The 23,612-nt window shown below is 59.1% G+C and carries 21 protein-coding genes and 2 pseudogenes; 16 read left to right on the plus strand and 7 right to left on the minus strand.

Annotation, left to right across the window (positions count from 1 at the left end; genetic code table 11):
- The first annotated feature begins 2 nt into the window (after positions 1–2).
- The 4 genes from P0R31_RS23175 (at position 3) to P0R31_RS23190 (ending at position 4,201) form a co-directional block, all read left to right on the plus strand.
- Complete coding sequence (locus P0R31_RS23175) at positions 3–1,454, plus strand: class II fumarate hydratase (protein WP_275516595.1); 1,452 nt, start codon at positions 3–5, stop codon at positions 1,452–1,454.
- Positions 1,451–2,374, plus strand: coding sequence for a fumarylacetoacetate hydrolase family protein (locus P0R31_RS23180; protein ID WP_275516502.1), 924 nt, complete (start codon positions 1,451–1,453; stop codon positions 2,372–2,374). Before P0R31_RS23175 ends, P0R31_RS23180 begins: the two co-directional genes overlap by 4 nt.
- A gap of 3 nt (positions 2,375–2,377) precedes the next feature.
- Complete coding sequence (locus P0R31_RS23185; RefSeq protein ID WP_275516503.1) at positions 2,378–3,163, plus strand: N-acyl homoserine lactonase family protein; 786 nt, start codon at positions 2,378–2,380, stop codon at positions 3,161–3,163.
- Between the two features lie 180 nt (positions 3,164–3,343).
- A complete protein-coding gene (locus P0R31_RS23190) occupies positions 3,344–4,201 on the plus strand; it encodes an AraC family transcriptional regulator (RefSeq protein ID WP_275516505.1) in 858 nt (285 codons plus the stop codon).
- 94 nt (positions 4,202–4,295) lie between these two features.
- On the opposite strand, the gene P0R31_RS23195 is transcribed toward P0R31_RS23190, so the two are convergent.
- The 7 genes and pseudogenes from P0R31_RS23195 to P0R31_RS23225 form a co-directional block, all read right to left on the minus strand.
- Complete coding sequence (locus P0R31_RS23195) at positions 4,296–5,192, minus strand: AraC family transcriptional regulator (protein ID WP_275516507.1); 897 nt, start codon at positions 5,190–5,192, stop codon at positions 4,296–4,298.
- Between the two features lie 259 nt (positions 5,193–5,451).
- Positions 5,452–5,601, minus strand: a pseudogene (locus P0R31_RS23200) (SDR family NAD(P)-dependent oxidoreductase); the annotation flags it as partial.
- A 164-nt stretch (positions 5,602–5,765) separates the two neighbouring features.
- Positions 5,766–5,979 (minus strand): annotated as a pseudogene (locus P0R31_RS23205) (GNAT family N-acetyltransferase); the annotation flags it as partial.
- 730 nt (positions 5,980–6,709) lie between these two features.
- Positions 6,710–8,014, minus strand: a complete 1,305-nt coding sequence (locus tag P0R31_RS23210; protein ID WP_275511650.1) for a TRAP transporter large permease — start codon at positions 8,012–8,014, stop codon at positions 6,710–6,712.
- Positions 8,015–8,494, minus strand: coding sequence for a TRAP transporter small permease (locus P0R31_RS23215; RefSeq protein ID WP_275516508.1), 480 nt, complete (start codon positions 8,492–8,494; stop codon positions 8,015–8,017).
- Between the two features lie 10 nt (positions 8,495–8,504).
- Complete coding sequence (locus P0R31_RS23220) at positions 8,505–9,527, minus strand: TRAP transporter substrate-binding protein (RefSeq protein WP_275516509.1); 1,023 nt, start codon at positions 9,525–9,527, stop codon at positions 8,505–8,507.
- A gap of 278 nt (positions 9,528–9,805) precedes the next feature.
- The gene (locus P0R31_RS23225; RefSeq protein ID WP_275511648.1) at positions 9,806–10,042 is read right to left on the minus strand and encodes a hypothetical protein; all 237 of its coding nucleotides are present in this window, start codon (positions 10,040–10,042) and stop codon (positions 9,806–9,808) included.
- A 264-nt stretch (positions 10,043–10,306) separates the two neighbouring features.
- Between P0R31_RS23225 and P0R31_RS23230 the strand changes: the two genes are divergently transcribed.
- The 12 genes from P0R31_RS23230 (at position 10,307) to P0R31_RS23285 (ending at position 23,565) form a co-directional block, all read left to right on the plus strand.
- On the plus strand, positions 10,307–11,005 hold the full coding sequence (locus tag P0R31_RS23230; protein WP_275502638.1) for a GntR family transcriptional regulator: 699 nt from the start codon (positions 10,307–10,309) through the stop codon (positions 11,003–11,005).
- Between the two features lie 182 nt (positions 11,006–11,187).
- Complete coding sequence (locus P0R31_RS23235) at positions 11,188–12,396, plus strand: ABC transporter substrate-binding protein (protein WP_275502641.1); 1,209 nt, start codon at positions 11,188–11,190, stop codon at positions 12,394–12,396.
- Between the two features lie 33 nt (positions 12,397–12,429).
- Complete coding sequence (locus P0R31_RS23240; protein WP_275511647.1) at positions 12,430–14,157, plus strand: thiamine pyrophosphate-binding protein; 1,728 nt, start codon at positions 12,430–12,432, stop codon at positions 14,155–14,157.
- On the plus strand, positions 14,154–14,714 hold the full coding sequence (locus P0R31_RS23245; protein ID WP_275502644.1) for a VOC family protein: 561 nt from the start codon (positions 14,154–14,156) through the stop codon (positions 14,712–14,714). The genes P0R31_RS23240 and P0R31_RS23245 overlap by 4 nt, the downstream gene beginning before the upstream one ends.
- Positions 14,711–15,511, plus strand: coding sequence for an SDR family NAD(P)-dependent oxidoreductase (locus tag P0R31_RS23250; RefSeq protein ID WP_275502645.1), 801 nt, complete (start codon positions 14,711–14,713; stop codon positions 15,509–15,511). The genes P0R31_RS23245 and P0R31_RS23250 overlap by 4 nt, the downstream gene beginning before the upstream one ends.
- Positions 15,512–15,542: 31 nt before the next feature.
- Positions 15,543–16,331, plus strand: a complete 789-nt coding sequence (locus P0R31_RS23255; RefSeq protein ID WP_275516510.1) for an SDR family NAD(P)-dependent oxidoreductase — start codon at positions 15,543–15,545, stop codon at positions 16,329–16,331.
- A gap of 33 nt (positions 16,332–16,364) precedes the next feature.
- Positions 16,365–17,807: an aldehyde dehydrogenase gene (locus tag P0R31_RS23260; protein ID WP_275516511.1), complete on the plus strand. Its 1,443-nt coding sequence runs from the start codon at positions 16,365–16,367 to the stop codon at positions 17,805–17,807.
- 293 nt (positions 17,808–18,100) lie between these two features.
- A complete protein-coding gene (locus tag P0R31_RS23265; RefSeq protein WP_275516512.1) occupies positions 18,101–19,285 on the plus strand; it encodes an FAD-dependent oxidoreductase in 1,185 nt (394 codons plus the stop codon).
- 246 nt (positions 19,286–19,531) lie between these two features.
- Positions 19,532–20,392, plus strand: coding sequence for a helix-turn-helix domain-containing protein (locus P0R31_RS23270; protein WP_275511642.1), 861 nt, complete (start codon positions 19,532–19,534; stop codon positions 20,390–20,392).
- 69 nt (positions 20,393–20,461) lie between these two features.
- Positions 20,462–21,343, plus strand: a complete 882-nt coding sequence (locus P0R31_RS23275) for a helix-turn-helix transcriptional regulator (protein ID WP_275511641.1) — start codon at positions 20,462–20,464, stop codon at positions 21,341–21,343.
- Between the two features lie 299 nt (positions 21,344–21,642).
- Positions 21,643–22,272 carry an NADPH-dependent FMN reductase gene (locus P0R31_RS23280; RefSeq protein WP_275511640.1) on the plus strand — a complete coding sequence of 210 codons (630 nt, stop codon included), beginning with the start codon at positions 21,643–21,645 and terminating at the stop codon, positions 22,270–22,272.
- 45 nt (positions 22,273–22,317) lie between these two features.
- Complete coding sequence (locus tag P0R31_RS23285; RefSeq protein ID WP_275511639.1) at positions 22,318–23,565, plus strand: MFS transporter; 1,248 nt, start codon at positions 22,318–22,320, stop codon at positions 23,563–23,565.
- Positions 23,566–23,612 lie beyond the last annotated feature (47 nt).

Below are 23,612 nucleotides of genomic sequence, written 5' to 3' on the forward strand. Positions count from 1 at the left end.
CGATGTTGGAAAGCCCGGTGCGCATCGAGCGAGATGTATTCGGGGAGATCGATATCCCGGCGGACCGATATTGGGGTGCGCAAACGCAACGCGCTCTGGAATTGTTTGCGATCGGGGAAGAGCGGTTTCCCGCTTCTCTGGTGCGCGCCTTCGGACTACAAAAGCTCGCAGCCGCCCGTGCAAACCGACGTCTGGGCGCGCTCGACGTCGAGATTGCCGACGCGATCGAGGCCGCCGCTGACGAGCTACGGCAGGGGAAGTTCGATATGCACTTCCCGCTTACGATTTGGCAGACCGGATCGGGCACGCAAACGAACATGAATGCGAACGAAGTGATCGCGAACCGCGCCAACGAGCGACTCGGTCGACCGCTCGGAACCAAATCGCCAGTGCATCCGAACGATCATGTGAACCGCTCGCAATCTTCGAACGACAGCTTTCCGACCGTGATGCATCTGGCGAGCACGCTTGACTTGCGGGATTTGCTGATACCTGCATTGATCGAGTTGAGTGCCGCGCTTGCGGCGAAGGCCGCCGAATTCGAAGACGTCATTAAGATCGGTCGAACGCACTTGATGGATGCCGTCCCCATGACGGTGGGCCAGGCCTTCGACGCCTTTGCGCGGCAAGTTGAAAACGGGATCGGGCGGCTCGAGAATACGCTGCCCCGCCTCGCCCGGCTTCCCCAGGGCGGGACGGCGATCGGGACAGGACTCAACGCCCCGGCGGGATTCGACGTGGCCTTCTGCGAGGAGGTGAGCGCGCTGATCGGCATGGATTTCTCTCCGAATCCAAGCAAATTCGAGGGGATGGGTGCTCATGACGCGCTCGCGGAGGTGTCTGGAGCGCTGAACGTCGTTGCGGTCTCTCTCGTCAAGATCGCCAACGACATTCGTCTTCTCGGCTCTGGTCCGCGCTGCGGTCTTGCTGAGCTCGTCGTGCCCGACGACGGCTTGACCTCGTCCATTATGCCGGGGAAGCGCAACCCCACTCTTGCCGAAGTACTCGCGCAAGCGACCTATCAGGTGGCGGGAAATCATGTCACGGTCACGATGGCGGCAGCTGCGGGTACCTTCGAGCTGAACGTCGCGAAGCCCGTGATCATCTATAATGTCCTGCAGTCGATCCGCATTCTGGCCGACATCTGTCGAGTGTTCTCCAGAAGGCTTGTGAAGGACCTGGCGGTCGATCGGGAGCGGCTCGCTGCCAACGTTGCCAATTCCCTCATGCTTGCGACGAGCCTCAATCCGGTTCTCGGATACGACAAGGTAGCTCAGATCACTGCACGTGCTTCGGAGGACGGTTGTACGCCGCGGGAAGCTGCGCTCGCGCTCGGTCTCCTTTCCGGCGAAGAATACGACCGGCTCACTGATGCGCGGCGAATGATCCGGGTGAGCGGGACGGCCGAAGTCGCGGCCGATTGGCGCAGTGGACGGGAAGAGGTGATACCATGACCATCAACGGGACCAAGGTCTCAAGTCTGAACGCTCGCTTAGCCAACCTGCGGGTTGACGGGGCGTTTGCTCTGGGGATTGAGGTAAAAGAGGGCGTCCTCAACTTGTCGGCGACGGCTGCAGCGTACGGGTTGGCGGCTCCCCACGACGTCGATGATCTTCTGCAGAACCGCCGTGCCTTAGACGTGGGTGCTGTCCTCGACGCCGTCGAACGCGACAAGAGCAAGGCTATAATCGTGCCGATCGCGGAGGTCTCGTTCGCGCCTCTGGTAACGCGACCAGAAAAGATCATCTGCGTTGGCTTCAACTATCGCGAGCACGCCGCAGAAACGAACACGCCCATCCCGGCTGCGCCACCCTTGTTCAACAAGTTCAACAATGCTCTCAATGGTCACGGGGGAGTTGTGCATCTCCCAACGAGAGTTGCGCGACAATTCGATTACGAGACCGAGCTCGTGATCGTATTCGGCGAGGAATGTCGGGACGTTCCGGAATCCGACGCGCTCGATGTCGTGGCCGGCTACGCGACGGGCAATGACATCAGCGCTCGCGAACTGCAAACCAGGACATCGCAATTCCTCGCGGGCAAGACTTCCGATGGCTTCGGTCCGGTGGGGCCCTGGCTGGTAACAAGGGACAGGGTGTCGGATCCAAATGCCCTTCGCCTACAAACTTGGGTGAATGGCAAAGTCCGCCAGGATTGGAATACGCGAGACATGATTTTCAACTGCAGGCAGTTGATCAGCTATGCATCGGGGATCATGACGATCAAGCCTGGCGATATCCTTTTCACGGGCACCCCTCAGGGCGTTATTTTGGGCGAGAAAGCCCCCCGAGAGGAGCGACAATGGTTGAAGGCCGGCGATGAGATCGTCTCATCGGTCGAAGGCCTCGGTGAGTTGCGTGTGAGCTTGGCCTAGACCATGCGAAGGGAAAGCGCAAAAATCGAGCAAATTTTCGTCCTCGACGGCGGAATCGCCAAGGTCGAAGACGGATCGATATATTCGCCCGGCATCAATGTCGGCGTGCCGATGACGCTGAGTTGCAACGCCTATCTTATCCGCCACAGGGACAATTGGCTCCTGTGGGACACCGGAACGCAAGACGAGCTTGCTCGGGAGCCGGAAGGTCGCATCGTAGCCCACGGTATCCGCGGAATCGTTCGGAAGACAATGGCCTCCCAACTGGACGAGATCGGCGTGAACGCAGACGACATCGGGATAATCGCGATTTCCCATGCTCACTTCGACCATGTGGGCAATTGTCGTCAGTTCCGGAAGGCCAAGTGGGTCGCGCAAAGGGCTGAGTACAAGGCAATGTTCGGCCCGAATCCCGAGGAATTCGGTTATCTGCCGGAACTATATGAGACCATGAAGCAGAATGACGTCGAATTGGTGGATGGCGATCATGATGTATTCGGGGATGGCGCAGTTCGTCTCATCTTCACGCCAGGACATACACTGGGGCATTGCTCGCTCCTGGTCCAACTCCCGGAAAGCGGTCCGATATTGTTAAGCGGCGACGTAGCTCACAATCGGGAGAACTTTAAGCACCGTCGTGTACCGTCGTTCAATGCGGATCGGTTGGCAACAGCTGTCTCGATGGACAAAGTCGATGCGCTTCTGAGGGCCGAGAAAGCGACTATGTGGGTAAATCACGACACCGCTCAGAGCGAGACGCTGGTGCACGCGCCAAAGTGGATTGTTTGATGAAATCGAAATTATGGGTATTCTGCCAGTGACGGCGGTAAGGTCCGTCCTCACGCCTCGACAGCGTCCAAGGTGCTCTGCTTGACTGCTTATTCGATCTCAAAGGAGAGCTTGACGTGCAGAAGCGTCGTCCCGTCCGCGCGAAGCACTTCCAGTCGCGATCTGGGCTGGACGTCCTTATTGGTTGATCTCCACGTCGGGCTGAAATCCAACGAACCTTATACGTCCATCCGCACGCCGGACGCCAGAATCGGTGTGTCTGTCTCCGGGCGATATTCCTGCGAGTTCTTCAGCCGGAGTCGATGGCGCTTCGATGCGCATTCGCCAGGATCCATATGCCTTCACCGAAATGAGCACCAGAGCCGGTACCGCTTTCCTGTTCCGGAGGACAGCGACTTCAAATGGGCAATGATCTATCTGCCCGTCGGCCAGTTGGCGTCGGCAGCGGAACATCTGCGACGCGCCGGCCAGCCGGATAATCTGCCGACGTTCAATTCGTTGGTGGATCGCGATCCGGCCATTGCGCACATCACGGTTGCCCTTCTGCGTGCGATGACGAACGGAGAGGGCAATCTTTACGCGGAGACAGTTGCAGCTTGGTTGGCCGTTCACCTCATCTCTCGCCATGGATCCGGGGCCTGCATCGAAGATCGTAATGCTGGTGCGATTTCCGACGCGCGGTTAAGTCGGGTAGTCGAGTTCATGTCCGCCCATTTCGCCGAACCACTTACGCTGGAGCAGCTCGCCGGCGAGGCATGTATCAGCAAATATCATTTTACCCGGCTTTTCAAATCCAAGGTCGGCCAGACACCCTACCAATTCCTGGCAGATCTACGCATGAATGCTGCCCGGCAAATGTTGATATCGACGGACCTCTCGGTGGCACAGGTGGGTGCTGCCTGCGGCTACTCAACATCACCTCATTTCTCGGCCGCCTTCACGGCAAAGTTCAGCATGACTCCTTCCGAGTTTCGCGGTTCGCGCTTGGGAATCGCTGAGATGGATGACCCTCGGGCGGATGACTCGGCCAACCAATAAGAAGAAGCCACTTCTCTCAAGGCGCGGTCCGCGCTCGAGCCAGTCAATGCGCATTGTGGGCAGAGCGGTCGTGCCGACGTAAGGCTACCAGTCTTTACGCCGCGATCTGGAGCCTGCTCTTGGCGTTCTTGATGTCCCGTACCGGCGGAGCGCCGAAGAACCGGCCATATTCGCGGGTGAACTGGGGGACACTCTCGTAACCTACGGCATGGGCCGCACTGCTTGGAGACGTGCCTTCGGAGAGCATCGACCGGCGCGCCTCGATCAGCCGCAACTGCTTTTGGAACTGGAGTGGGGAGAGCGACGTTGCGGCACGAAAGTGCTGATGAAAAGAGGTGGGACTCATTCCCGCGGCTTCGGCCAGCCGCTCGATGCGCAGCGGTCGCGCGAATTCTGCCCGTATGATGGCAACTGCACGCGCAATGCGCCTGGCGTGGCTCTCTGCGACGCCCAGTCCTCGAATGGCCGCGCCATGACGTCCGACCAGAAGCCAGTAGTGCAACTCGCGCAGCAGGTGCGACTGAAGCAAGGGAATTGACGCGGGGCGATCGAGCAGACGCATCAAACGCAGAGCCGCGTCAGCCACCTCGGCCTCAGTCGGGTCTATGCGCATCGGACCGGTTCCTCGGTCGGCTTCGACGACATCGATTTCTCTCGTCAATGCCTCGATGACTGCCGAATCCAGCTTTAGCACGAACGAATAATAGGGCTTGCCCCGATCAGCTCTGGTGATCTGGCTGATCGTCGGTACGTCAGCCGCAATGAGCATCGACTCTCCGGCGCCAAAATCGAATGTATCGCTGCCGATGGTCACGCGTTTGGAGCCTTGGACCACCAGGGCGACGAGCGGTCGCGAGATATCGTATGCCAAGGCACTGGGCGTCGTTGCTCGGACAACGAACAATCCGGGTATGCAGGTGCGGGCGATGCCTTGGGCATCGGCGTTGGCATCCGCATAGCGGCGGATCGTATCGAGTAGCTTGTCCGACATATTGCTCAGATTAGATCTGGCCGACGTTCACACAACCCGGTTGGTACAAATAGGCAAGAATACGAAAGCATTGAGCAATCCGCCGAAAGTCACCAGTCGGTAGGAGACCAGTAACGACTGCTCACGCAAGCGCTTCGTCGCCTTCAGTTGTTTCCTGGCCTGGGTGAATTCCGTAGGAATAAGCAAGGAAGGAGAACGACCCGGCAACCGCTGAGGGACGGATTCAGGTCCGCCTTGTTTCTCAGGTCCGCGGCGAATCAAGGCGCGTCGCCAGCTGGTCCAGCCGAGCCTCGTTGCGTGCGAAGAGAATGAGGTCGTAGCCCCGGCGAGCCAGCCGGTCGGCATAAACCGCACCGATCCCGGCGGAGGCGCCTGTAATGACTGCGACACCACGACGTCGCACCGATATGGAGGCGAAAATGCGTGCTTTGACCCTGGCGATGGCCCGGCGCAATTGCTCGGCGATAAGGTCCGAGGTCGTCCCTCTGCCGGTCGCCCTAGCCACGGCTCGTCTCGTTAGGGTCGCGATCGGCACCGTTGGCACTAATCCCTGCGGAGCTTCGCTTCATAGCCTCAGCTCAACGCGTGTCCGGCTAGCCCGCACACCCACGGCTCATCTTCCTTTCGGTTCAGGAATCGCCGGCCCTTGGATATCGTCGTGACGGTGTCGGTCATTCCAAGGCGGCTCTGTTGAAGGAAGTCGGCAAACAGCCCCGTCTACTCCCGCGTATCGACGCGGACGAATTGTCCGAAGATCCTTGAGATGCACGGCCGTCAGATGGATCGCGACCGCTTATGCGCGTCGCCCGCGAGCGAGTCAGGGCGAAGGCTTCCTGACCTCTCCTTCTGCCGCACCTCCGGTTATCTCGGGAAACGGGGGATGTCTTCAAACATGGGGGGCGGCTCATGACTCATGTGGCGAACGGGCTTTTCGGCGCGGAGAATTAGGACGAGGTTTGCGGCTGTTGTCGTGGGAGGCCGCAACGAAATCGCAATGAATTGGGTGAAACGACCGTAAACAAAACGGGACAGGAACGACCGTCATACTAATAAATATCAATAACTTAGAAGGTGTACACTGCGTTCGGGACGCAGGGCAGCCCACGCTCAGATCGGGACTTGAACTGAATGTCGGTATCGGTAGTTGCGGCTCCAGGATTTGAACCTGGCTGCGCTCCATTTCCGCCGGCAAGGAATTGCGTACGAACGACGGCTATTGACGAACTATCGCGGGCTCAATTCGCCAGTTAGACTGCCCTTCGATAGAAAAGCAAGGCCTCCGAAATAGTGGGTCTAGCGATGTAGCGGACCAGCGACTCGAACCCCCGACATTGAGCTCAATAGAAGCAATACCTGCGCAGGATGATCTCTTTGTTTCCTGAAGTGACAGTATTCGAAAACCTCAGATTGGTGGCCCCAAATCTCGAACCAGCTGGGTTGATGTCCTTGCCGGTCTCTTGCAGCAAGAATGCGGGGGCAGGTGCCATAGAGCTGCGGATCATGAGCTGAACATTCACTTATCTCATCGTCCGCGGCAGATAGAGCGCAAGATCGGGGATCAGCATCAGGATGCCCAGCAAGAGTACCATCGCGGCGAGGAACGGCAGAATTCCACGATAGATCTGCTCCATCGGCACGTCCCTCACCATGCCCGATATGACAAACACGTTGAGTCCGACAGGTGGTGCGATCATGCCGGCCTGACACACCACAACGATAACGACGCCGAACCAGATCGGATCGTAACCGAGCGCAACGCAAACCGGAAAGAGTATAGGTACGGTCAGCAGAATCATGGCGAGTTCGTCCATGAATGCGCCCATGATCAGATATGCGGCTATGATGAGCAACATGATGGCCGCAGGCGACAATCCTGAATTGGCGAGCGCAGTTGCTAAGGACATCGGCAGTTGCGTAACGGCGAGGAAGTAGCCCAGAATCACCGCTCCGATGAGGATGACGGTAATGATGGCCGTAGTCTCGACCGTTGACATCAATGCCCGTAGCAACGCCTGCCAGGTCAGACGCCGCCGCGCCAACGCGAGGATCAAGGTGCCAAATGCGCCGATGCCGGCGGCCTCGGTCGCGGTAAAGACGCCGCCATACATGCCCCCAATCACCAACGTGAACAGCATCGCAACGGCCCAAACATCTCGAAAAGCCCGAGCACGTTCGGCGAAGCTTGCCTTCGCTTCAGTTCGGGGAGCAAGGGTCGGATCCCTCAACGTCGTGACAGCAATCGTGAGAACAAACAGGATCGTCAATAGAATCCCGGGAAGTACGCCGGCCAAGAACAATTTTCCGATCGAAGTTTCGGTGATGAAGCCGTAGATCAGAAAAATGATGCTCGGCGGAATCAGAATTCCGAGCGTGCCACCAGCGGCGATCGAACCGGTGGCGAGCCGTGGATCATAGCCGAATTTACGCATCTCGGGCAGTGCCACTGTTGTCATTGTCGCGGCTGTCGCAAGGCTGGAGCCACTGATGGCTGCAAATCCGGCGCACGCCATCACAGTCGCCATCGCGAGTCCTCCGCGCCGATGACGCAGCCAGGTTTGCGAGGCGGCATAAAGCTCACGGCCTACTCCTGTCTCATTGGCCAAGTGGCCCATCAGGACGAATAGCGGCACGACACTCAGCACGTAGTTGGCGACTGCGCTGTAGGGCGCGAGCCCGATCAGGTTGAGTGCCGAATCCCAGCTGTTGACGACGGCGAAGCCGATGAATCCGACGATGCCCATGGCGACGCCAATCGGCACGCCAAAAAACATCAGCAACAGCATTACAAAGAAGCCGATGACGCCGATTGTCGTATTGTCCATTTAGCGTCTCACGGTGTTGATCGCCCGCGCGATGCGCAGCACGAGCACGATCGCGACGAGGGCGGACCCCACGGCGAGGAAGCAGTAGAAGGGAAACGTCGAGACGCCGAGGTTGAGTGAGACTTCACCGCTATCGCGCACCTCTTGAGCGTGATCGATGGCGCGCCAGGAAATCAAACTCCAGAAAACCATTCCGAACAGCGCACCGACGCCGTCGAGCGCTGTACGAACCCGTTCGGGAAGCATCTGGGTAAAGAAGTCCACTTTGATGTTGCCGTTGCGAAGTTCCGCGCAGGCCAGTCCGCCAAAGCTCAGGAAGATGAGAAGAAACTCGGTGATTTCGACGCTCGCGAATAGCGGTTTACTGAAGAAGTAGCGACCGGTCACGTCGAAAACCGTCACTCCGACGAGACCGGCCAAGGCTATGATTGCGACAAAGTTCAAGCCCCTTGCGGCCGGTTCCAGGATACGAGCAGCCATTCGCTGATGCCTAGGGATCGTACTGCTTGATAAGGGCGCGGAGATCGCCAAGCGCCTGCTTTGCGGGCAGACCCTTTGATTCGGTCGCCTTCAGCCATTCCTCGACGATCGGCGCGGCCTTTTCGTGCCATGGCTGCAGTTGGTCGTCGGTGAACTTGTAGAACTGGCCGCCGGCCTTGTTGGCAGCATCGACGCCCGATAGCTCGCCCTTGTCCCATGCGGCTCCGGCGAACTCCGCGCCCCATGCACCGCCAAGTTCGTCCAGCACCTTCTTGAGGTCGGGTGGAAGCGAATTGTACTTGGCAAGATTCATTACGAGGAACTGCGATGTCGTGTACATGCGCAGCTCGATATGATGTTTTGTCACCTCAGCAAGCTTAAAACCGTGAAGGGCTTCGTGTGGAAGGATCGTACCGTCAACGATGCCCCGCTCCAATGCATTGTAGCCTTCAGGCACAGACAACGCGACTGGTACACCGCCGAGCGCCTTCACCAGATCGGAAACCGGCCCGCCGCCGACCCGAATACGCAGGCCGGCGAACTCTTCAGGCTTCAGCACCGGCTTGTTTGCCATCTGAAGATGGAAGGGTGGAGGAGCTTGCAGCCACAGCACCTTCACGCGCGCATGCTCTTTTTCCAGGTGCTTGACGTAGTATTCCCACAACGCGCGGCTAGCGCCTTTTGCCGTTTTAGTCTGGAACGGAAGATCGAAGGCTGCGGTTAGCGGGAAGCGCCCGGCCGTGTAGTTATGCGTTCCCCATGCGATATCGACGATGCCGTTCTGCGCCATGTCCCAATGGTCGGCCGGCTTACCGAGAATGCTGCCAGGAAAGATCGTGATCTTCAGTTTGCCGTTACTGTTCTTCTCGACCATCGCCGCCCACGGCACCAGAACGTGCTGATGGTTGACGTGCGCAAGCGGCAGCCAGTGAGACAACTTCAATTCGATGGGCTTGTCCTGAGCGACGGCGAGCGTACCGGACAACGCGAACGCCAAAAGGGCGTAGCCGCCCTGTTTGATCAAACCTAGCATCCCGATCCCCTCCCTCGGAGTTCTGTATCTCGGCTTCTGCCGACTTTTGGTTGCCTGTATCAGCAATTTTCGATGGCCGACGCGGGTGACGCGTAACTTGTGATAACAAATCACAAGCAAGTGCATTTGAAAAGGCTTATCTGCGCCATGGTTCCCAAGCGCAGCGAGGTAGACGCAATCAGAAAATACAACTGCAGCGGCACCCACGCGGACCAATCAAGGTGCGTGCGGCTCGCATCCCGAGCATCAGTGCCGTTCAAGGACACTGCCATTCGTGTCTATTGGCTTGCTGGGGTAACGTGCTGCATGCCGATAATATGCGGTGCCGTGGCACTCTCACCGAACCCGGGATGAAACTGATGATGTATGCGAAAACGATCCGCCAGCCCCTCCGCCAACCGATAGCCCTCGATGGTCGCTGCGCCATGGAAAGCAAGCAGCGACGGCCCGCTGCCAATCGCTTTCACTATCGTATCGACGCCATCGACCTTGGGCCTTAGCGTCTCGAATTCCATGCTTTCCACTTGGCGGCTGCGGTTAGGCGGAGCTGCGGTTACCATGTGTTGTGTAACGCATTCAAACGGCTTGCATCAGGCGCCTCGGCCACGGAAAAAGCGTTACTCTTCAAGGATACGGCGATACGCGTCTATTGCCTGCGCGGAGTTGAGCGCGGATCATCGGTGAGCGGCTAGGATGCATCCGGAGAAGGCGTCAGATTTGCCAAGCTCACGTCTCTTGATAAGGTGACGCGATTTCTCGGGGACGAGGCGACTCAGCGAATGGTTAAAGGGGTAGACAAGGTCGGGCTCGGGGGCTCGATTCGCGCTGTCGAACGAGAGACTCTCAACGATCGCGTGTACCGCGAACTCCGGACTATGATCATGTCTGGAGGCTTCGCGCCCGGCTCGGAAATGAAGCTCCGAGATCTGGCCCAAAGCCTACATGTTAGCCCGATGCCGGTTCGAGACGCCATTGGGCGCCTGGTCGTCGAACGTGCACTGAAAATGCTCCCCAACCATCGCGTCATCGTACCCGAAACGACGATCGATGAGTTCTTGGAAATTCGCAGAGTTCGGATTCTTCTTGAGGGCGAGGCCGCCGCCCTGGCATGTCAGCACGTTAGCCCTGACGTCATTGCTTCCCTCAAGCGCATCCATGAGAAGATTAAATCCTTGAGTGGAAATAAGCAGCGTCAATTTTGGGCGCTGAACCAGGAGTTCCATTTCACGGTGTATGAAGCGGCCAAGAGCCCGTTAATACTTTCCATGATCGAGTCGCTGTGGCTCCAGATCGGGCCCGTTTTCAACCATATTCCGATCAACTTGACCTCGGAAGGCGCCCGCGGCCATCAGCGAATTATAGCTGCGCTTGGTGCCGGCGATGCCAAGGCCGCAAGGGCGGCGCTAACAGAAGATCTTATGAAGGGTGGCGATCGCATCATCGCGGCCTTGATCCAGGACAAGCAGCCGGCCCACTAGCCGTCTAGTCCTCCACCAAACTATCCAAATTCAAACACGAAGCTGGGAGTGCTGCGCTGCTGCTAGTTGCGCGTGCGTGCTGGGGCGCGCTCAAGGCTCTTGACTCTCATATTTGATTTGTTATCACAAATCACAATTGGCGAGCTCCCGAGGAGGATAGCTCGCTTGGGAGGAGATTTGCGATGAGGTGGCTAGGTGCGGTTTTCGCAGGTGCGTTGATGTGGGCCAGTTCGGCGCGCGCTGACGTTGCACCCATCAAGATCGGCGTCATGAACGACATGTCTTCGGTTTATGCCGTGGCCGGCGGTCGAGAGACTGTTGAAGCCGTTCGCATGGCAATCGACGACGCTGGGCCCGTGCTCGGCAAGAAGGCCGAACTCATCTTTGCCGACCACCAGAACAAGCCGGACGTCGGCTCGGCCATCGCGCGCCGGTGGTATGACGTTGAGGGTGTCGATGCGGTCGTCGACGTGCCGAACTCGGCGGTTGCTTTCGCGGTCCAAAGTCTTGCCAAGGAAAAGAAGAAGATTTCGCTATTTGTCGGCGCCCTGAGTTCCGATGTGACTGGTCCCAAATGCGATAATTACACGACGCAATGGGCCGTTGACACGTATTCGCTGGCGCACGTGATGGGAGCCGCTGTTCTCAAGCGGGGCGGCAACCGCTGGTTCTTCCTCGGCGCCGATTATGTATTCGGACGTGCCCTTGTGCGCGATACCAGCGCCGTAATCGAGGCCAACGGGGGCAAGGTCCTCGGCGCCGTCTACGCGCCGCTGAACACGTCCGACTTCTCCTCCTTCCTCTTGCAGGCGCAGCCGACCAATCCGAACGTGATCGGCCTTGCAAATTCTTCGGACGATACGGTCAACTCCATCAAACAGGCCGTCGAATTCGGTCTCACCTCTAACGGCGCGACTTTCGCGGCTTACGTGCTGTTTCTCGAGCACGTCCAAAGCATCACGCTCAAGACCGGCCACGGCTTGCTTCTGGCCAATCCCTTCTATTGGGACCTGAATGACGAGACGCGTGCCTGGTCGAAGCGCTTCGAAGAAAAGATAGGTCACCCGCCAGATTGGGATCCTGCGATGTCGTACAGCGCGGTGTTCCATTATCTCAAAGCAGTCAACGCCGCCGGATCGCGCGACGCGGACGCCGTCGCTGCAAAGATGCGCGAGCTGCCGGTCAATGACTTCACGACCAAAGATGGGAAGGTGCGGATCGACGGCCGTGTGTTGCGCAACCTCTATCTTCTCCAAGTCAAGAAGCCCGAGGAGTCCAAAGGAAAGTGGGACCTCTATAACGTGGTGGCTACAGTACCTGGAGATGAAGCATTCCGTCCGCTCCAAGATGGCGGCTGCCCGTTGGTGAAAGCCGGCTCGGCCAAACCGTGATCAACGTAGCAAATCGTCGCGCGAAGCGGGGTTGTGGTCGTCAATGACAAAAACTGGATCGAGGCAATGGTGATGAAGAGTGGCGGTCAAGCCGTCGTTGACGTTCTCAAGGCCGAAGGCGTGAAGTTCATCTTTGGTATGCCTGGCGGCCATACAATCGGAATTTACGACGCTCTCTACGGACAACAGCAGATCTCTCACATTCTCGTGCGGCACGAGCAGCATGCTGCAAGCATGGCTGCCGGCTATTCACAGCTTACCGGTGAGCCCGGCGTGTGCTGTGTGACGGCAGGGCCCGGCGCCACCAATCTGGTCACGAGCGTAGCGGAAGCATATGTTGGTGCGTTGCCGATGGTCATCATTGCGGGACGTGGTGCCACTCGCAATGCACATCGTGGCGCAAGCCAAGAGATCGACCAAGTCAAGATTTTTGCCGCTATCACGAAATGGGGCGTCCGGATCGATCGACCGGACTTAATTGTCGAATGCCTGCGTCAAGCGTTTACCATTGCCCGCTCGGGTAAGCCGGGTCCAGTGCTTATCGATATCCCCGCGGATATTCTTAGAATGCAGTTTGACGTCGGCGACTATCTCCCAGTCGGCAAACCCGCTGTGGTCCGCGGTGATAGCGATCGTATCAAGACCGCGGCGGCGGCTCTTCTCGCGGCTAGAAAGCCGCTAATTGTCGCCGGTGGCGGCGCCGTAGCCGCAAACGCGACGTCTGAAGTGCGTCAGCTCGCGGAGATGCTGGGTAGCCCCGTCGTCACGACGCTCGCAGGGCGTGGCATTTTGCCTGACGATCATGAACTCACGGCTGGCGGCATCGGTCATCATCGACAGGACGTCACAAAGTATCTTCTGCCAAATGCTGACGTTGTCATCGGCATCGGCGCTCGCTTTGAGGAGCAGGAAAACAACTGGAAGCCAGAATATATTCCGGCGCCGGCGGCCACCTATATCCAGATCGATATCGATCCGAACGAACTCGGCCGCTCGGTCATTGCGACCATAGGCATCACGGGAGATGCGCGCCTGGTTCTCCAGGATCTTCTCACGGAGTTAAAAGCAAAGGGCACTGGTCAGCGCACGGCCTCCAAGGAGTGGCTCGCCGAGTTGTCGAACCGGCGCGCTGCGCTCGAAACAGAGCGCGAAAGCATGGCGAGCTCTAATGCCACGCCAATTCATCCGATTCGGATCTTCGATCGCATCCAGCGCGTGTTCCCACGCAATGCAACCGTCGCCATCGACGTCGGCGTGCTCGCGCAGGGGATGGGTGGCGCATTCCCCTATTTCAAGATCTTTGAGCCACGCGCCACGATCGTGCCCTCGAGCTTTTATGGCATGGGCTTCGCGGCATCGGCCTTTCCCGTCGCACGCCTTGTCTATCCTGACCGGCCTGCGGTCTGCTTCGTAGGCGATGGATCCTTCCAGATGGTGATGAATATCCTTCCCGTTGCCGCCGAACTCAAGCTCGGTGTCACGTGGTGCATATTCAACGATCACGCCTTGGGCTCGATCCGCGACATCCAAGTGCAAGCGTTCAATGAGCGGTTCATTGGAACCGAATTCGTACTTGATCTCGATTACGCGGGCCTTGCAATCGCCTCCGGCTGCTACGGCGAGCGTGTCACCGATCCCCACCAGGTCGAGGCCGCCCTACAACGGGCGTTCGTGGCCAATGAAAGCGGTAAGCCCGCAGTTCTCGACTTCGTGGTCGCCAAAGAGCGCTTGGCGGGGAGTAGGGAGTTTTTTGCACGATGAAGCCGCTCTCATTCGGACAGCCGGTCGGGGGATTAGTGCAGGCAGCCTATACGGTGGAAAACATCGATCAGGCGATGATGCATTATGTGAAGGCGCTGAATATCGGGCCTTGGTTTGTGAGCGGTCCTTTCGTGCCTGCGAAGGGAATGTATCGAGGCCAGCCGACCGACATGAGCCTGACTCTCGCCGTCGCCTTTACCGGCCACATGATGATCGAGCTCATTGAGCAGCACGACACCAAGCCGTCGGTCTATCAAGAGACGATCAAGGTCAAAGGTCACGGTTTCCATCACTGGGCCGTCTGTTCCAAGGACTTCGATGCGGACGTCGCTCGCTACGAGGCTGCCGGCTACCCAGTCTTGTTTTCCGACCTCTCGCCGCGCGGCGTGCGGATCGTCTATGTCGATACCCGCCGCGACTTGCCGGGCATGCTTGAGGTGATCGAAACGACGGAGGCGCTCGAAGGCATTTATCACAGCTACTTCGCAGCGGCGCAGAACTGGGACGGCAAGGATCCCATCCGGCGCTGGTCACTCAAACAGGGGACCTCGACGTGAAAACCCAGGATCTGTTCGACGTCACCGGCCTTTCTGTCGTCATTACCGGCGGTGCCAAAGGCCTGGGTCGGGCCTTCGCCGAGGCAATGCTCGACAATGGTGCACGCGTCGTCTTACTGGACAAAGACGAGGCGAGCCTTGATCAGGCCGTGTCCGAGCTCAAGGCGCGCGGCGATGTGGCCAGCGTTGCCGTCGATGTTACGGATCGCGATGCAGTCAGGGCTGCTGTCAACAAAGCCGTCGAACGAAACGGCCGTCTCGATGTCGTGTTCGCGAATGCGGGCATCGACGCCGGACCGGGGTTTCTGTCGATGGCCGGCGAACGGGATCCGGAGGGTGCGATCGAGGCCGTCCCGGACAGGCTGTGGGACAAGGTCATCGATACGAATTTGACCTCGATCTTTTCGACCATTCGAGCCGCTCTTCCGCATATGAAGCGACAGAGCGGCGGACGCATCATCCTGACCTCGTCGATTGCGAGCATCAGGCCAGGTGCTATCGTCGGTATGCCCTATCAGATATCGAAGGCGGGTGTGTCGCACCTCGCCAAGCAGGCCGCACTTGAGCTCGCCCGCTACAACATTCTCGTCAACGCAATCTTGCCGGGTCCGTTTCTGACCCAGCTCACGACGCCCGACCTCAAGAAGCGCTTCGAAGCTGGCAGTCCTCTTCACCGCGTCGGTCGACCCGAGGAGATACAGGGGCTGGCGCTTTTCCTGGCTTCACCAGCGTCTAGCTACATCACCGGGACCCATATCGTCATCGATGGCGGTGCCTTGCTTGGTCGCGCTGACTAAGCGGATCGAACGTTAGGCCACGAGAGACACGATGAAAGCCGCTGAACTGTTTGACCTGTCCGGACATGTCGCCGTCGTTACAGGCGCTGCGTCTGGCCTTGGACTCGCGATTGCGCAAGTGATCGCAGCCAATGGAGGGCGGGTCGCAATGCTTGACATCGACGAGGGCAAATTGAAGCAGGCGGCGGCTGCCATCGACGAAGCCGGTGGAGCCGTTGACACTTTCTGCGTCGACATAGCCGAGGCGGGCAGCGTCGAAGCTGTCGTGGATGCTTACGTCGAAAGATATGGCCGGCTCGATTGTGTGTTTGCGAACGCAGGCGTGAGCGGTGGCCCCGGATACGGCAAGCCCGAAGGCGAGCTCAAGGCGGCGTCCCTGGAGCTTTGGGACGCCTGCCTTCGGGTCAATCTTGATGGCGCTTTTCGGACAATTCGCGTGGCGGCAAAGCATATGAAGCCACGGCGGCAGGGATCGATCGTCGTGACGTGTTCCGTCGCTGCGCTGCGCGCGTCGGCGCTACCGAGTTACGGCTACCACGCGGCAAAGGCCGGCATTGCACAGGTGGTGCGCGTCGCGGCTCTCGAGCTCGGTCCTCACAATGTGCGTGTCAATGCCATCGCGCCAGGACCTTTTCGGACGAATATCGCCAATGGCCGGATGCATACGCCCGAAGGTGCCGCGGCGTTCGCAGATACCGTGCCCTTAGGGCGGCTTGCCGAACTGGATGAGATCAAGGGGCTCGCGCTGCTGCTGGCATCGCCGGCTTCCACATACATGACCGGCGCGATCATTCCAATCGACGGCGGAACGCAGGCCTGAGGGCCGCGTACTTGGAAAATCAGGAGAGCATCGATGGATATCGGATTTATCGTTAACGGTGGTGCGGTTGCGGCCGAGGGAGGGGGCACCTTCGAGCGCAAGGATCCCATGACCGGTAAGGTCGCGACACGCGCGCCGGCTGCGACGTTCGCAGACGTCGAGAAGGTCGTCGCTGCTGCGGCCAAGGCGTTCGAGACCTGGTCAGAGACCGGGCCCTCGCTGCGTCGCGGCCTCCTTCTGAAGGCGGCGGACCTTATGGAGAGCCGTACCAATGACTTTATCGAGCTGATGCTCGAGGAGACCGGGGCGACGGCGCCTTGGGCTGGCTTCAATGTCCATCTCGCCGCCGGCATCTTGCGCGAAGCTGCAGCTCTCACCACCCAAATCACCGGCGAAGTCATTCCATCCGACAAGCCCGGTATCTGGTCGATGGCGGTACGCCAGCCGGCCGGCGTCGTCCTCGGCATGGCGCCGTGGAACGCCCCGGTCATCCTTGGCACGCGGGCAATCGCGGCGGCGCTCGCCTGCGGCAACACGGTCATCTTGCGTTCGTCGGAAACCTGTCCCGGAACGCATCATCTTATCGGCCAAGTTCTGAATGATGCTGGCTTCCCCAAAGGAGTCGTCAACGTCCTGTCGAATGCACCTCCGGACGCGCCCAAGATCGTTGAGGCGTTGATTTCCAATCCTGCCGTACGCCGGGTCAATTTCACAGGCTCCACCAAAGTCGGTCGCGTCATCGCCAAGCTCGCGGCGGAGCATCTCAAGCCTGCCCTGCTGGAACTTGGCGGCAAGGCGCCTTTGGTCGTTCTCGATGACGCCGATCTGGACCAAGCGGTCGATGCTGCGGCCTTCGGCGCTTTCATGAATCAGGGGCAGATCTGCATGTCCACGGAGCGCATTATTGTGGATCAGAAAATCGCCGATGCGTTCGTCGCCAAACTCGCGGCCAAGGCATCGACATTGCCGGCTGGCGATCCGCGTGAGCATGTCGTCCTGGGATCATTAGTCGATCTGGCCCCCGCCGAGCGTATGGATGCGCTCATCAAGGATGCCACCGGACAGGGAGCGAAGATCGTCGCGGGCGGCAAGCGCAACGGAACGGTCGTCGAAGCCACCTTGCTCGACCACGTGACGTCGGAAATGAAAATCTACAACGAGGAATCGTTCGGACCCGTGAAATCGATCATTCGTGTCGCCGGCGTCGATGAGGCCGTGCGCGTCGCCAACGACACTGAATACGGGCTGTCCGCTGCGATTTCCGGCCGCGATGTCTCCCGCGCTCTGACGATTGCAAAACGTATCCAGAGCGGTATCTGCCACATCAATGGGCCGACCGTCGCCGACGAGGCTCAGATGCCATTCGGCGGCACAAAGGCCAGCGGGTACGGCCGCTTCGGCGGAAAGGCCGTCATCAACGAATTCACCGAGCTTCGTTGGATAACAATCGAAGGTCCGCAGCACTACCCCTTCTAAGGAAAGATCAGGAGGTCCAGCATGTTCATCGGCAAAGCTCTTGACAATATCCGGGTGCTGGACCGCCTGCACAAAACATCAACTGTAGATCGCTCCTCGGAGCGGCGAGATCGACCGGTTGGGGCACAAGCATGGCTTAGCAACGCCGCTGCATAGTCTCGCCTATCGACTTCTGCAGCCATTCCGTGAGGGTGCGCCGAAGGCAGCCCCTGGGGCTTGAGCGAAGCATGATGTGGCTAGGCCTCAATCGCAACAAGAAGGCAGTCACGCCTGTAGGAAATAGAAGAGGGATTATGTCCGTTGAAGCAAGAGTCGCCATCGTGGGCGCCGGCCCGGTTGGTTTGCTAAGCGCTCTTGGGCTCGCCCAGGCGGGCATCCCGGTTATCGTCATCGAGCGTGCATCGGAAATCATCGCTTCGCCGCGCGCGATAACTTATCATTGGTCTGTACTTGAGGGCCTCGACCGACTTGGCTTGCTTGAAGAGGCGCTAGACGTCGGGTTCGCCAAGCAGGACTATACCTACTTGGATTTCGCGACCGGCGAGAAAATCAACTACAGCCTGGACGTTCTCGACGGACGGACACCATTCCCATTCAATCTCCATCTCGGCCAGAATCTACTTGCCGGAATTGCGTTGCGCCGACTCCAGCAGTTTCCGCATGCCGAGGTTCGCTGGGGTGTGACAATGCGCGATCTGATGCAGGATGGCAGCGGGGTCACTCTCTCGGTTGACGGCCCTGAGGGCCCTTCCGAACTCCGTGCCGGATGGGTTATCGGCGCCGACGGCGCGACGAGCGACGTTCGAAGGGCCTTGCATCTGGAGTTCGAGGGTATCACATGGCCGAAGCGGTTCATCGCGGCCAACGTCCGGCACGATTTTTCGAAGCACGGCTACGCGCGCACCACCTTTCTGATTCACCCGACCCATGGCGCAATCATCGTAAAGCTGGATAGAGACGATCTGTGGCGCTGCACCTACAGCGAGCCGCTCGATCTACCCGAGGAGAGCATCGCCGAGCGTATGACCGCGTACTTCGACGTCATCCTTCCGGGAGCGCGCGACATTGAGGTCGTTGCCTTTGCGCCTTATCGCATGCATCAGCGGGCAGCCGAGCGGTTTCGTGTCGGCAGAGTGTTGCTGGCCGGCGACGCAGCGCATGCAACGAATCCCAGCGGCGCCTACGGGCTCACATCGGGTTTGTTCGACGCATTTGCGCTTTACGAGGCGCTGGCTGCTGTCGTTCGCGGCGATGTCGACGACGCGATCCTCGATCGTTACGCCGAGGAGCGCCGCCGCATCTTCCTCGAGGTCGTCTCGCCCGCGGCGGTCGACAACAAGCGGATCATCTTCGACACGACAGATCCGGAGCAGCACGAGGCCAATCTCATCCGTTTGCGCCGTCTGACGGACAAGGAGGTGCTGCTCGACCGGCTTATGCTGACGGTGCAAATGCGCAGCGAGGCGCGACCTCAGTAGCGTCTGAAGGTCAAGCCCCTGTTCGACGCACTGCAGTAGATAACGCGCCTCTTCAACGGGTTCGGCTTCGAGGCAGGCGGCTCGCTCCGGCTCGTTGGCGAGCAGATCGACGGCAGCTTCCTCTTGGGTGGCCAAACGAAGACATAGCGTGCTCAGAGCATTACTGTTATAACGAATTATTCTTCATCACCACGAGGCGCATATTGCGCTGCAGCGGGCCCCGTCAGACTACACGCGGAGCAGGAGATGGAAGCCAAGCGCGAGTTCAGAGGCTCCGATACCCACGGTGTTCTGCAACGGTTTGGGGCCGACATCCGTGCAACAAGTGAGGGGCATGGGTGGTCTTCGATCTACGCGTCGATCCAAAGGGAGAACCCCTTCGAGGGGCGGTTCGAAGCGATCGCTGACGACCTCATTGTTTTGCACCGTAGCGGCCCCGTGGAGACGACCTTTGCATCCGGCGGGCACGTCACTTCACGCCGCATTCCAAAAGGAAGCATCTTTTTTTTGCCGGCAGGTCATGCGTGCGAGGTGGGGTTGCATGGGGCGCTGGACACTCTCCACATTTATCTCCGCGCAAACTTAGTTTCTGTCCACAATGTTGCACCGCTGCTGGTGGAAAGGGACGTGGTTATACAGCATCTGGCGCAAGCGGTTGAGCAGGCGGTTTGCGAGAATGCGCCGAATTCAGATCGCTTCATCGATCCGATAGCGCGGGCGCTTGCGGACAGGGTTTCCGCGATCAGCAGGAGTAGCGAGCCGTGGCAGGTTCAGACCGCTGGGCTACCGGACTACGAACTTCGGCGTATTAACGATTTTATAGAAGCCAATCTTGAGGGTGAGATCACCCTTGCTGCGATGGCCAGCGCGTGCGGCATCGGCACAAAGTCTTTCGTTCGAGCTTTTGCAGCAGCGACCGGCAAGTCACCATACCAATATGTGATCGCGGCACGTGTCGAACGGGCCAAGCTCCTGATCGAGCAAAACCAGCAAGGTCTCGCTGAGATAGCACTGCGCTGTGGCTTCTCCCATCAGGAACACTTGACGCGTGCCTTCCGCCGGCTGACGGGCCAAACGCCCGGTCGGTACCGTCGCAGCGTCAACTGATGAGCAACCAGGCCGATGCAGACACGCTCTGATTCGCTATCGCCAGCCGCAGCGCAAAATGAGCGCACCGTGCGGCCTTTCGACGGAGGCGAGGTCCATTCCGTGTTGCGACAGTTCGCCGTGAAACGCGAGGCATCCAGTGCGGGGCTCGGCTGGTCGACTATGTTCGCATCGCTCCAGCGGGAAGAGCCGTTCAGGGGCCGCTTCGAAGCCAATGCCAACGCGCTGCTGGTGACTGCAGCGAGTGGACCAGTCGATGTGACCTATCGGATCGATGGGCGTGTCGTATCCAGGCACTTGCAGGAGAAGGGGATCTTTTTCCTACCGCCGCGCCGCGACTGTGAGGTGACGCTAAATACGCCGTTGAATTCGATCCATGTGTACCTGCGTCCTGAACTGTTCTCTGGCTCTGAAGATAAAGCGCAGAACTCCGATTTTGGCCTCTTGCCTTTGTTGGGTGAGCCGGAGCCCCTAACCGGCAATCTCCTGGCCGTGGTGGAAGAAATGGTGCGTGAGGGCGATACCTCGTGTTCCCTCCTGGCCGATTCGATTGCGCATGCAATAGCCAATCGCCTTTTCGTCCTCAATGCACGGGAGCGGAAAGCGCCGTGCGCTGTGGAACGCCAGCTGAGTACACGTAGCGTCCGCTCGATTCGTGATTTTGTCGAAGCTAATCTCGCGGATTGCATCAAGCTGGACGATTTGGCTGCGATCTGCGGCGTAAGTCCCGAGTATTTCATAAGGGTGTTCAAGTCTTCGCTGGGCGTGTCTCCTCACCGCTACGTTGTGGGGGTGCGAATTCATCATGCGAAACTGCTCCTGACGGATCCAAACATTGGCCTTGCGGAAATTGCGAGGCAGTGCGGGTTTGCGCACCAGCAGCATTTCACAAACACGTTCCGTCGGATGACCGGTTTGTCGCCAGGCGCTTATCGACGGGCAATGAACTGAGAACTCCACGATCAGCCTTTCCGATCTGAACGCTGGCTCGTTTCCTGGAAACGAAGCCGGCAGTTTGTGTCAGTTTCCTGCAAACCGGTCCGGTTTGTGCAGGCTTAGCCCCCCGGCTTGTCCTACTTTCACCTCACGTAGAGGCGCCAGACGCAATCAAGGCGCCAACGATAGGGAGAGACGCGCATGGCATTGTTCGATGCCGGGCGAGGGTGCTCGCATATCCGAACTGGCCAGCATTCGCTTGGGGAGCCTTGCACCTCGGGTGATCGTGCTGCGCAGGACAGCGGGCCGCTGCGATGAAAGACTGGTCACCGCTCGTCGTCGGGGTCGGCGGAACGTTGCGCGACGGATCAACCTCGGAGAGGGCGCTGCGCCTCGCTTTGACGGAAGCCGCGCGGCTCGGTGCGAGAACGCAAATCTTCGCCGGGCAATCGTTGAATCTCCCGCACTACGACAGCATTGAACGTACGGAGCGTGCGACCTCGTTGGTCGAAGCGCTGCGCACCGCAGACGGCGTCATCATAGCCACCCCAAGCTATCATGGCTCGATCTCCGGCCTGGTCAAGAACGCAATAGATTACACCGAGGATCTCCGCGCGGACGCGCGCAGCTATCTTGCCGGACGCGCTGTCGGCGCCATCGTATGCGCGGGCGGAGCCCAAGCCATGGGAGCGACGCTCGGAACTCTGCGGACCATCGTTCACGCGCTGCGCGGTTGGCCGACTCCATTTTCAGCGGTCATTAACAGTGCGCAGAGGCCATTCTCCGCAGATGGTGCGTGCAGCGATCCGATCATAGCGCAACAGCTCGCATTCGTGGCCGAGCAGGTCGTCGAGTTCGCGAGAATGCGGCGGCTGTATGAGAGCCGGCGCAATGGGCTGGCGCCTCGAGAAATATCAGAAGCCGCGCCGGCGCAATGCGCCTAGAACGCGGCCGCAAACGACCATAACGGGAAACAATAGGGAGGGGTCATGAGCAGGAATCGCATCCTTAGTTATGAAAATCTCGTTGTCGTCTTGATGGGGTCCGCGTTTGGCTTCGTATTCTTCGACCGTCTTGCGCTGAATTTTCTATCTCCGTTTCTGATGCCTGAGCTCCAACTGAACAACACCCAGCTGGGTGCCCTCTCGGCTGGCCTGGCTCTGACCTGGGCAATCGCCGGCTATGCGGTCGGCACTCTTTCGGACTATTTTCAGAATCGTAAGACGCTCCTGGTCTGCGCGATAGTGATCTTCTCGATGTGCTCGGTAGGATCCGGTCTCGCCAATTCGTTTCTGACGCTGCTTGCCGCGCGCCTCGTCATGGGATTTGCGGAAGGACCTGTACTTCCGATCGCGCAATCGATCATGGCGGCGGAATCGTCGGAGCACCGTCGCGGCTTCAACATGGGCGTTCTGCAGAATTTCTTCAGCGCGCTCCTGAGTAATTTTGCCGCTCCTCTGCTGCTCGTCGCAATTGCGCAGATCTACGGCTGGAGAAGCGCATTCTACATTGCGGCGGTGCCTGGCTTCGTGGTGGCGGCTCTGATTGTCGCATTCGTCCGTGAACCCTCGTCGGGTGCCGCTCCGATGTCGAAAGCGTCAGCGCGCAACACGATCCCGCTTTCGACGATGCTGAAACATCGCAACATCTGGGTTTGCGCGATCGTGAGCTGCCTGATGGTGGCTTGGCTCCTGATCCAGATCACGTTCCTCCCGATCTACCTGGTGCAGGTCCGGGATCTGTCGCCCAGCGCGATGAGCGTTGCCGTGGCCGCGACCGGTATTGCAACGGCCGCGTCTTCGATCATCGTCCCGGCGCTGTCGGATCGGTTCGGCCGCCGTCCGATCCTCGTCTTGTCAGGCTTCGTTGGCGTGATTGCCCCGGTGACCACCGTCATGTTCGACGGACCTTTGCCGTTGATGGTGTTGTTCATGGGTGTCGGCTATCTCGCCATTGGCGGCTTCTCGTTGTTCATGGCCACCGTGCCGTCCGAAACAATCCCGCCGACCCATGTTGCTACCGCGCTTGGCTTCATCATGGGGGTTGGCGAGCTCGCGGGAGGCTTCGCGGGCCCGGCCCTCGCCGGGATCGCTTCCGACGTGTTCGGTCCGTCCAGCGCGATGTGGATCTCCGCTACGCTTTGCATCTGTGCGGGCTTGCTCTGCCTGATGCTGGACGAGACTGCTCCGCGGGTGCTCGAGCGCCACAAAAGAATGATTGTGAGTTCGCCGGCATAAATCGCTATCGCCGCTTAGCTGCAACCGCGGTCAACGGAAGTATCAGG

Source organism: Bradyrhizobium yuanmingense, assembly GCF_029167105.1.
Classification (GTDB): Bacteria; Pseudomonadota; Alphaproteobacteria; order Rhizobiales; family Xanthobacteraceae; genus Bradyrhizobium; species Bradyrhizobium yuanmingense_A.

Bases quoted from the DNA above. Each gene is read 5' to 3' on its own strand.
- P0R31_RS23280 (WP_275511640.1), top strand. From the start codon at position 21,643: ATGAAAGACTGGTCACCGCTCGTCGTCGGGGTCGGCGGAACGTTGCGC.
- P0R31_RS23210 (WP_275511650.1), bottom strand. From the start codon at position 8,014: ATGGACAATACGACAATCGGCGTCATCGGCTTCTTTGTAATGCTGTTG.
- P0R31_RS23185 (WP_275516503.1), top strand. From the start codon at position 2,378: ATGCGAAGGGAAAGCGCAAAAATCGAGCAAATTTTCGTCCTCGACGGC.
- P0R31_RS23265 (WP_275516512.1), top strand. From the start codon at position 18,101: ATGTCCGTTGAAGCAAGAGTCGCCATCGTGGGCGCCGGCCCGGTTGGT.
- P0R31_RS23180 (WP_275516502.1), top strand. From the start codon at position 1,451: ATGACCATCAACGGGACCAAGGTCTCAAGTCTGAACGCTCGCTTAGCC.
- P0R31_RS23285 (WP_275511639.1), top strand. From the start codon at position 22,318: ATGAGCAGGAATCGCATCCTTAGTTATGAAAATCTCGTTGTCGTCTTG.
- P0R31_RS23220 (WP_275516509.1), bottom strand. From the start codon at position 9,527: ATGCTAGGTTTGATCAAACAGGGCGGCTACGCCCTTTTGGCGTTCGCG.
- P0R31_RS23255 (WP_275516510.1), top strand. From the start codon at position 15,543: ATGAAAGCCGCTGAACTGTTTGACCTGTCCGGACATGTCGCCGTCGTT.
- P0R31_RS23245 (WP_275502644.1), top strand. From the start codon at position 14,154: ATGAAGCCGCTCTCATTCGGACAGCCGGTCGGGGGATTAGTGCAGGCA.
- P0R31_RS23235 (WP_275502641.1), top strand. From the start codon at position 11,188: ATGAGGTGGCTAGGTGCGGTTTTCGCAGGTGCGTTGATGTGGGCCAGT.
- P0R31_RS23225 (WP_275511648.1), bottom strand. From the start codon at position 10,042: ATGGAATTCGAGACGCTAAGGCCCAAGGTCGATGGCGTCGATACGATA.
- P0R31_RS23215 (WP_275516508.1), bottom strand. From the start codon at position 8,494: ATGGCTGCTCGTATCCTGGAACCGGCCGCAAGGGGCTTGAACTTTGTC.
- P0R31_RS23260 (WP_275516511.1), top strand. From the start codon at position 16,365: ATGGATATCGGATTTATCGTTAACGGTGGTGCGGTTGCGGCCGAGGGA.
- P0R31_RS23270 (WP_275511642.1), top strand. From the start codon at position 19,532: ATGGAAGCCAAGCGCGAGTTCAGAGGCTCCGATACCCACGGTGTTCTG.
- P0R31_RS23230 (WP_275502638.1), top strand. From the start codon at position 10,307: ATGGTTAAAGGGGTAGACAAGGTCGGGCTCGGGGGCTCGATTCGCGCT.
- P0R31_RS23195 (WP_275516507.1), bottom strand. From the start codon at position 5,192: ATGTCGGACAAGCTACTCGATACGATCCGCCGCTATGCGGATGCCAAC.
- P0R31_RS23175 (WP_275516595.1), top strand. From the start codon at position 3: ATGTTGGAAAGCCCGGTGCGCATCGAGCGAGATGTATTCGGGGAGATC.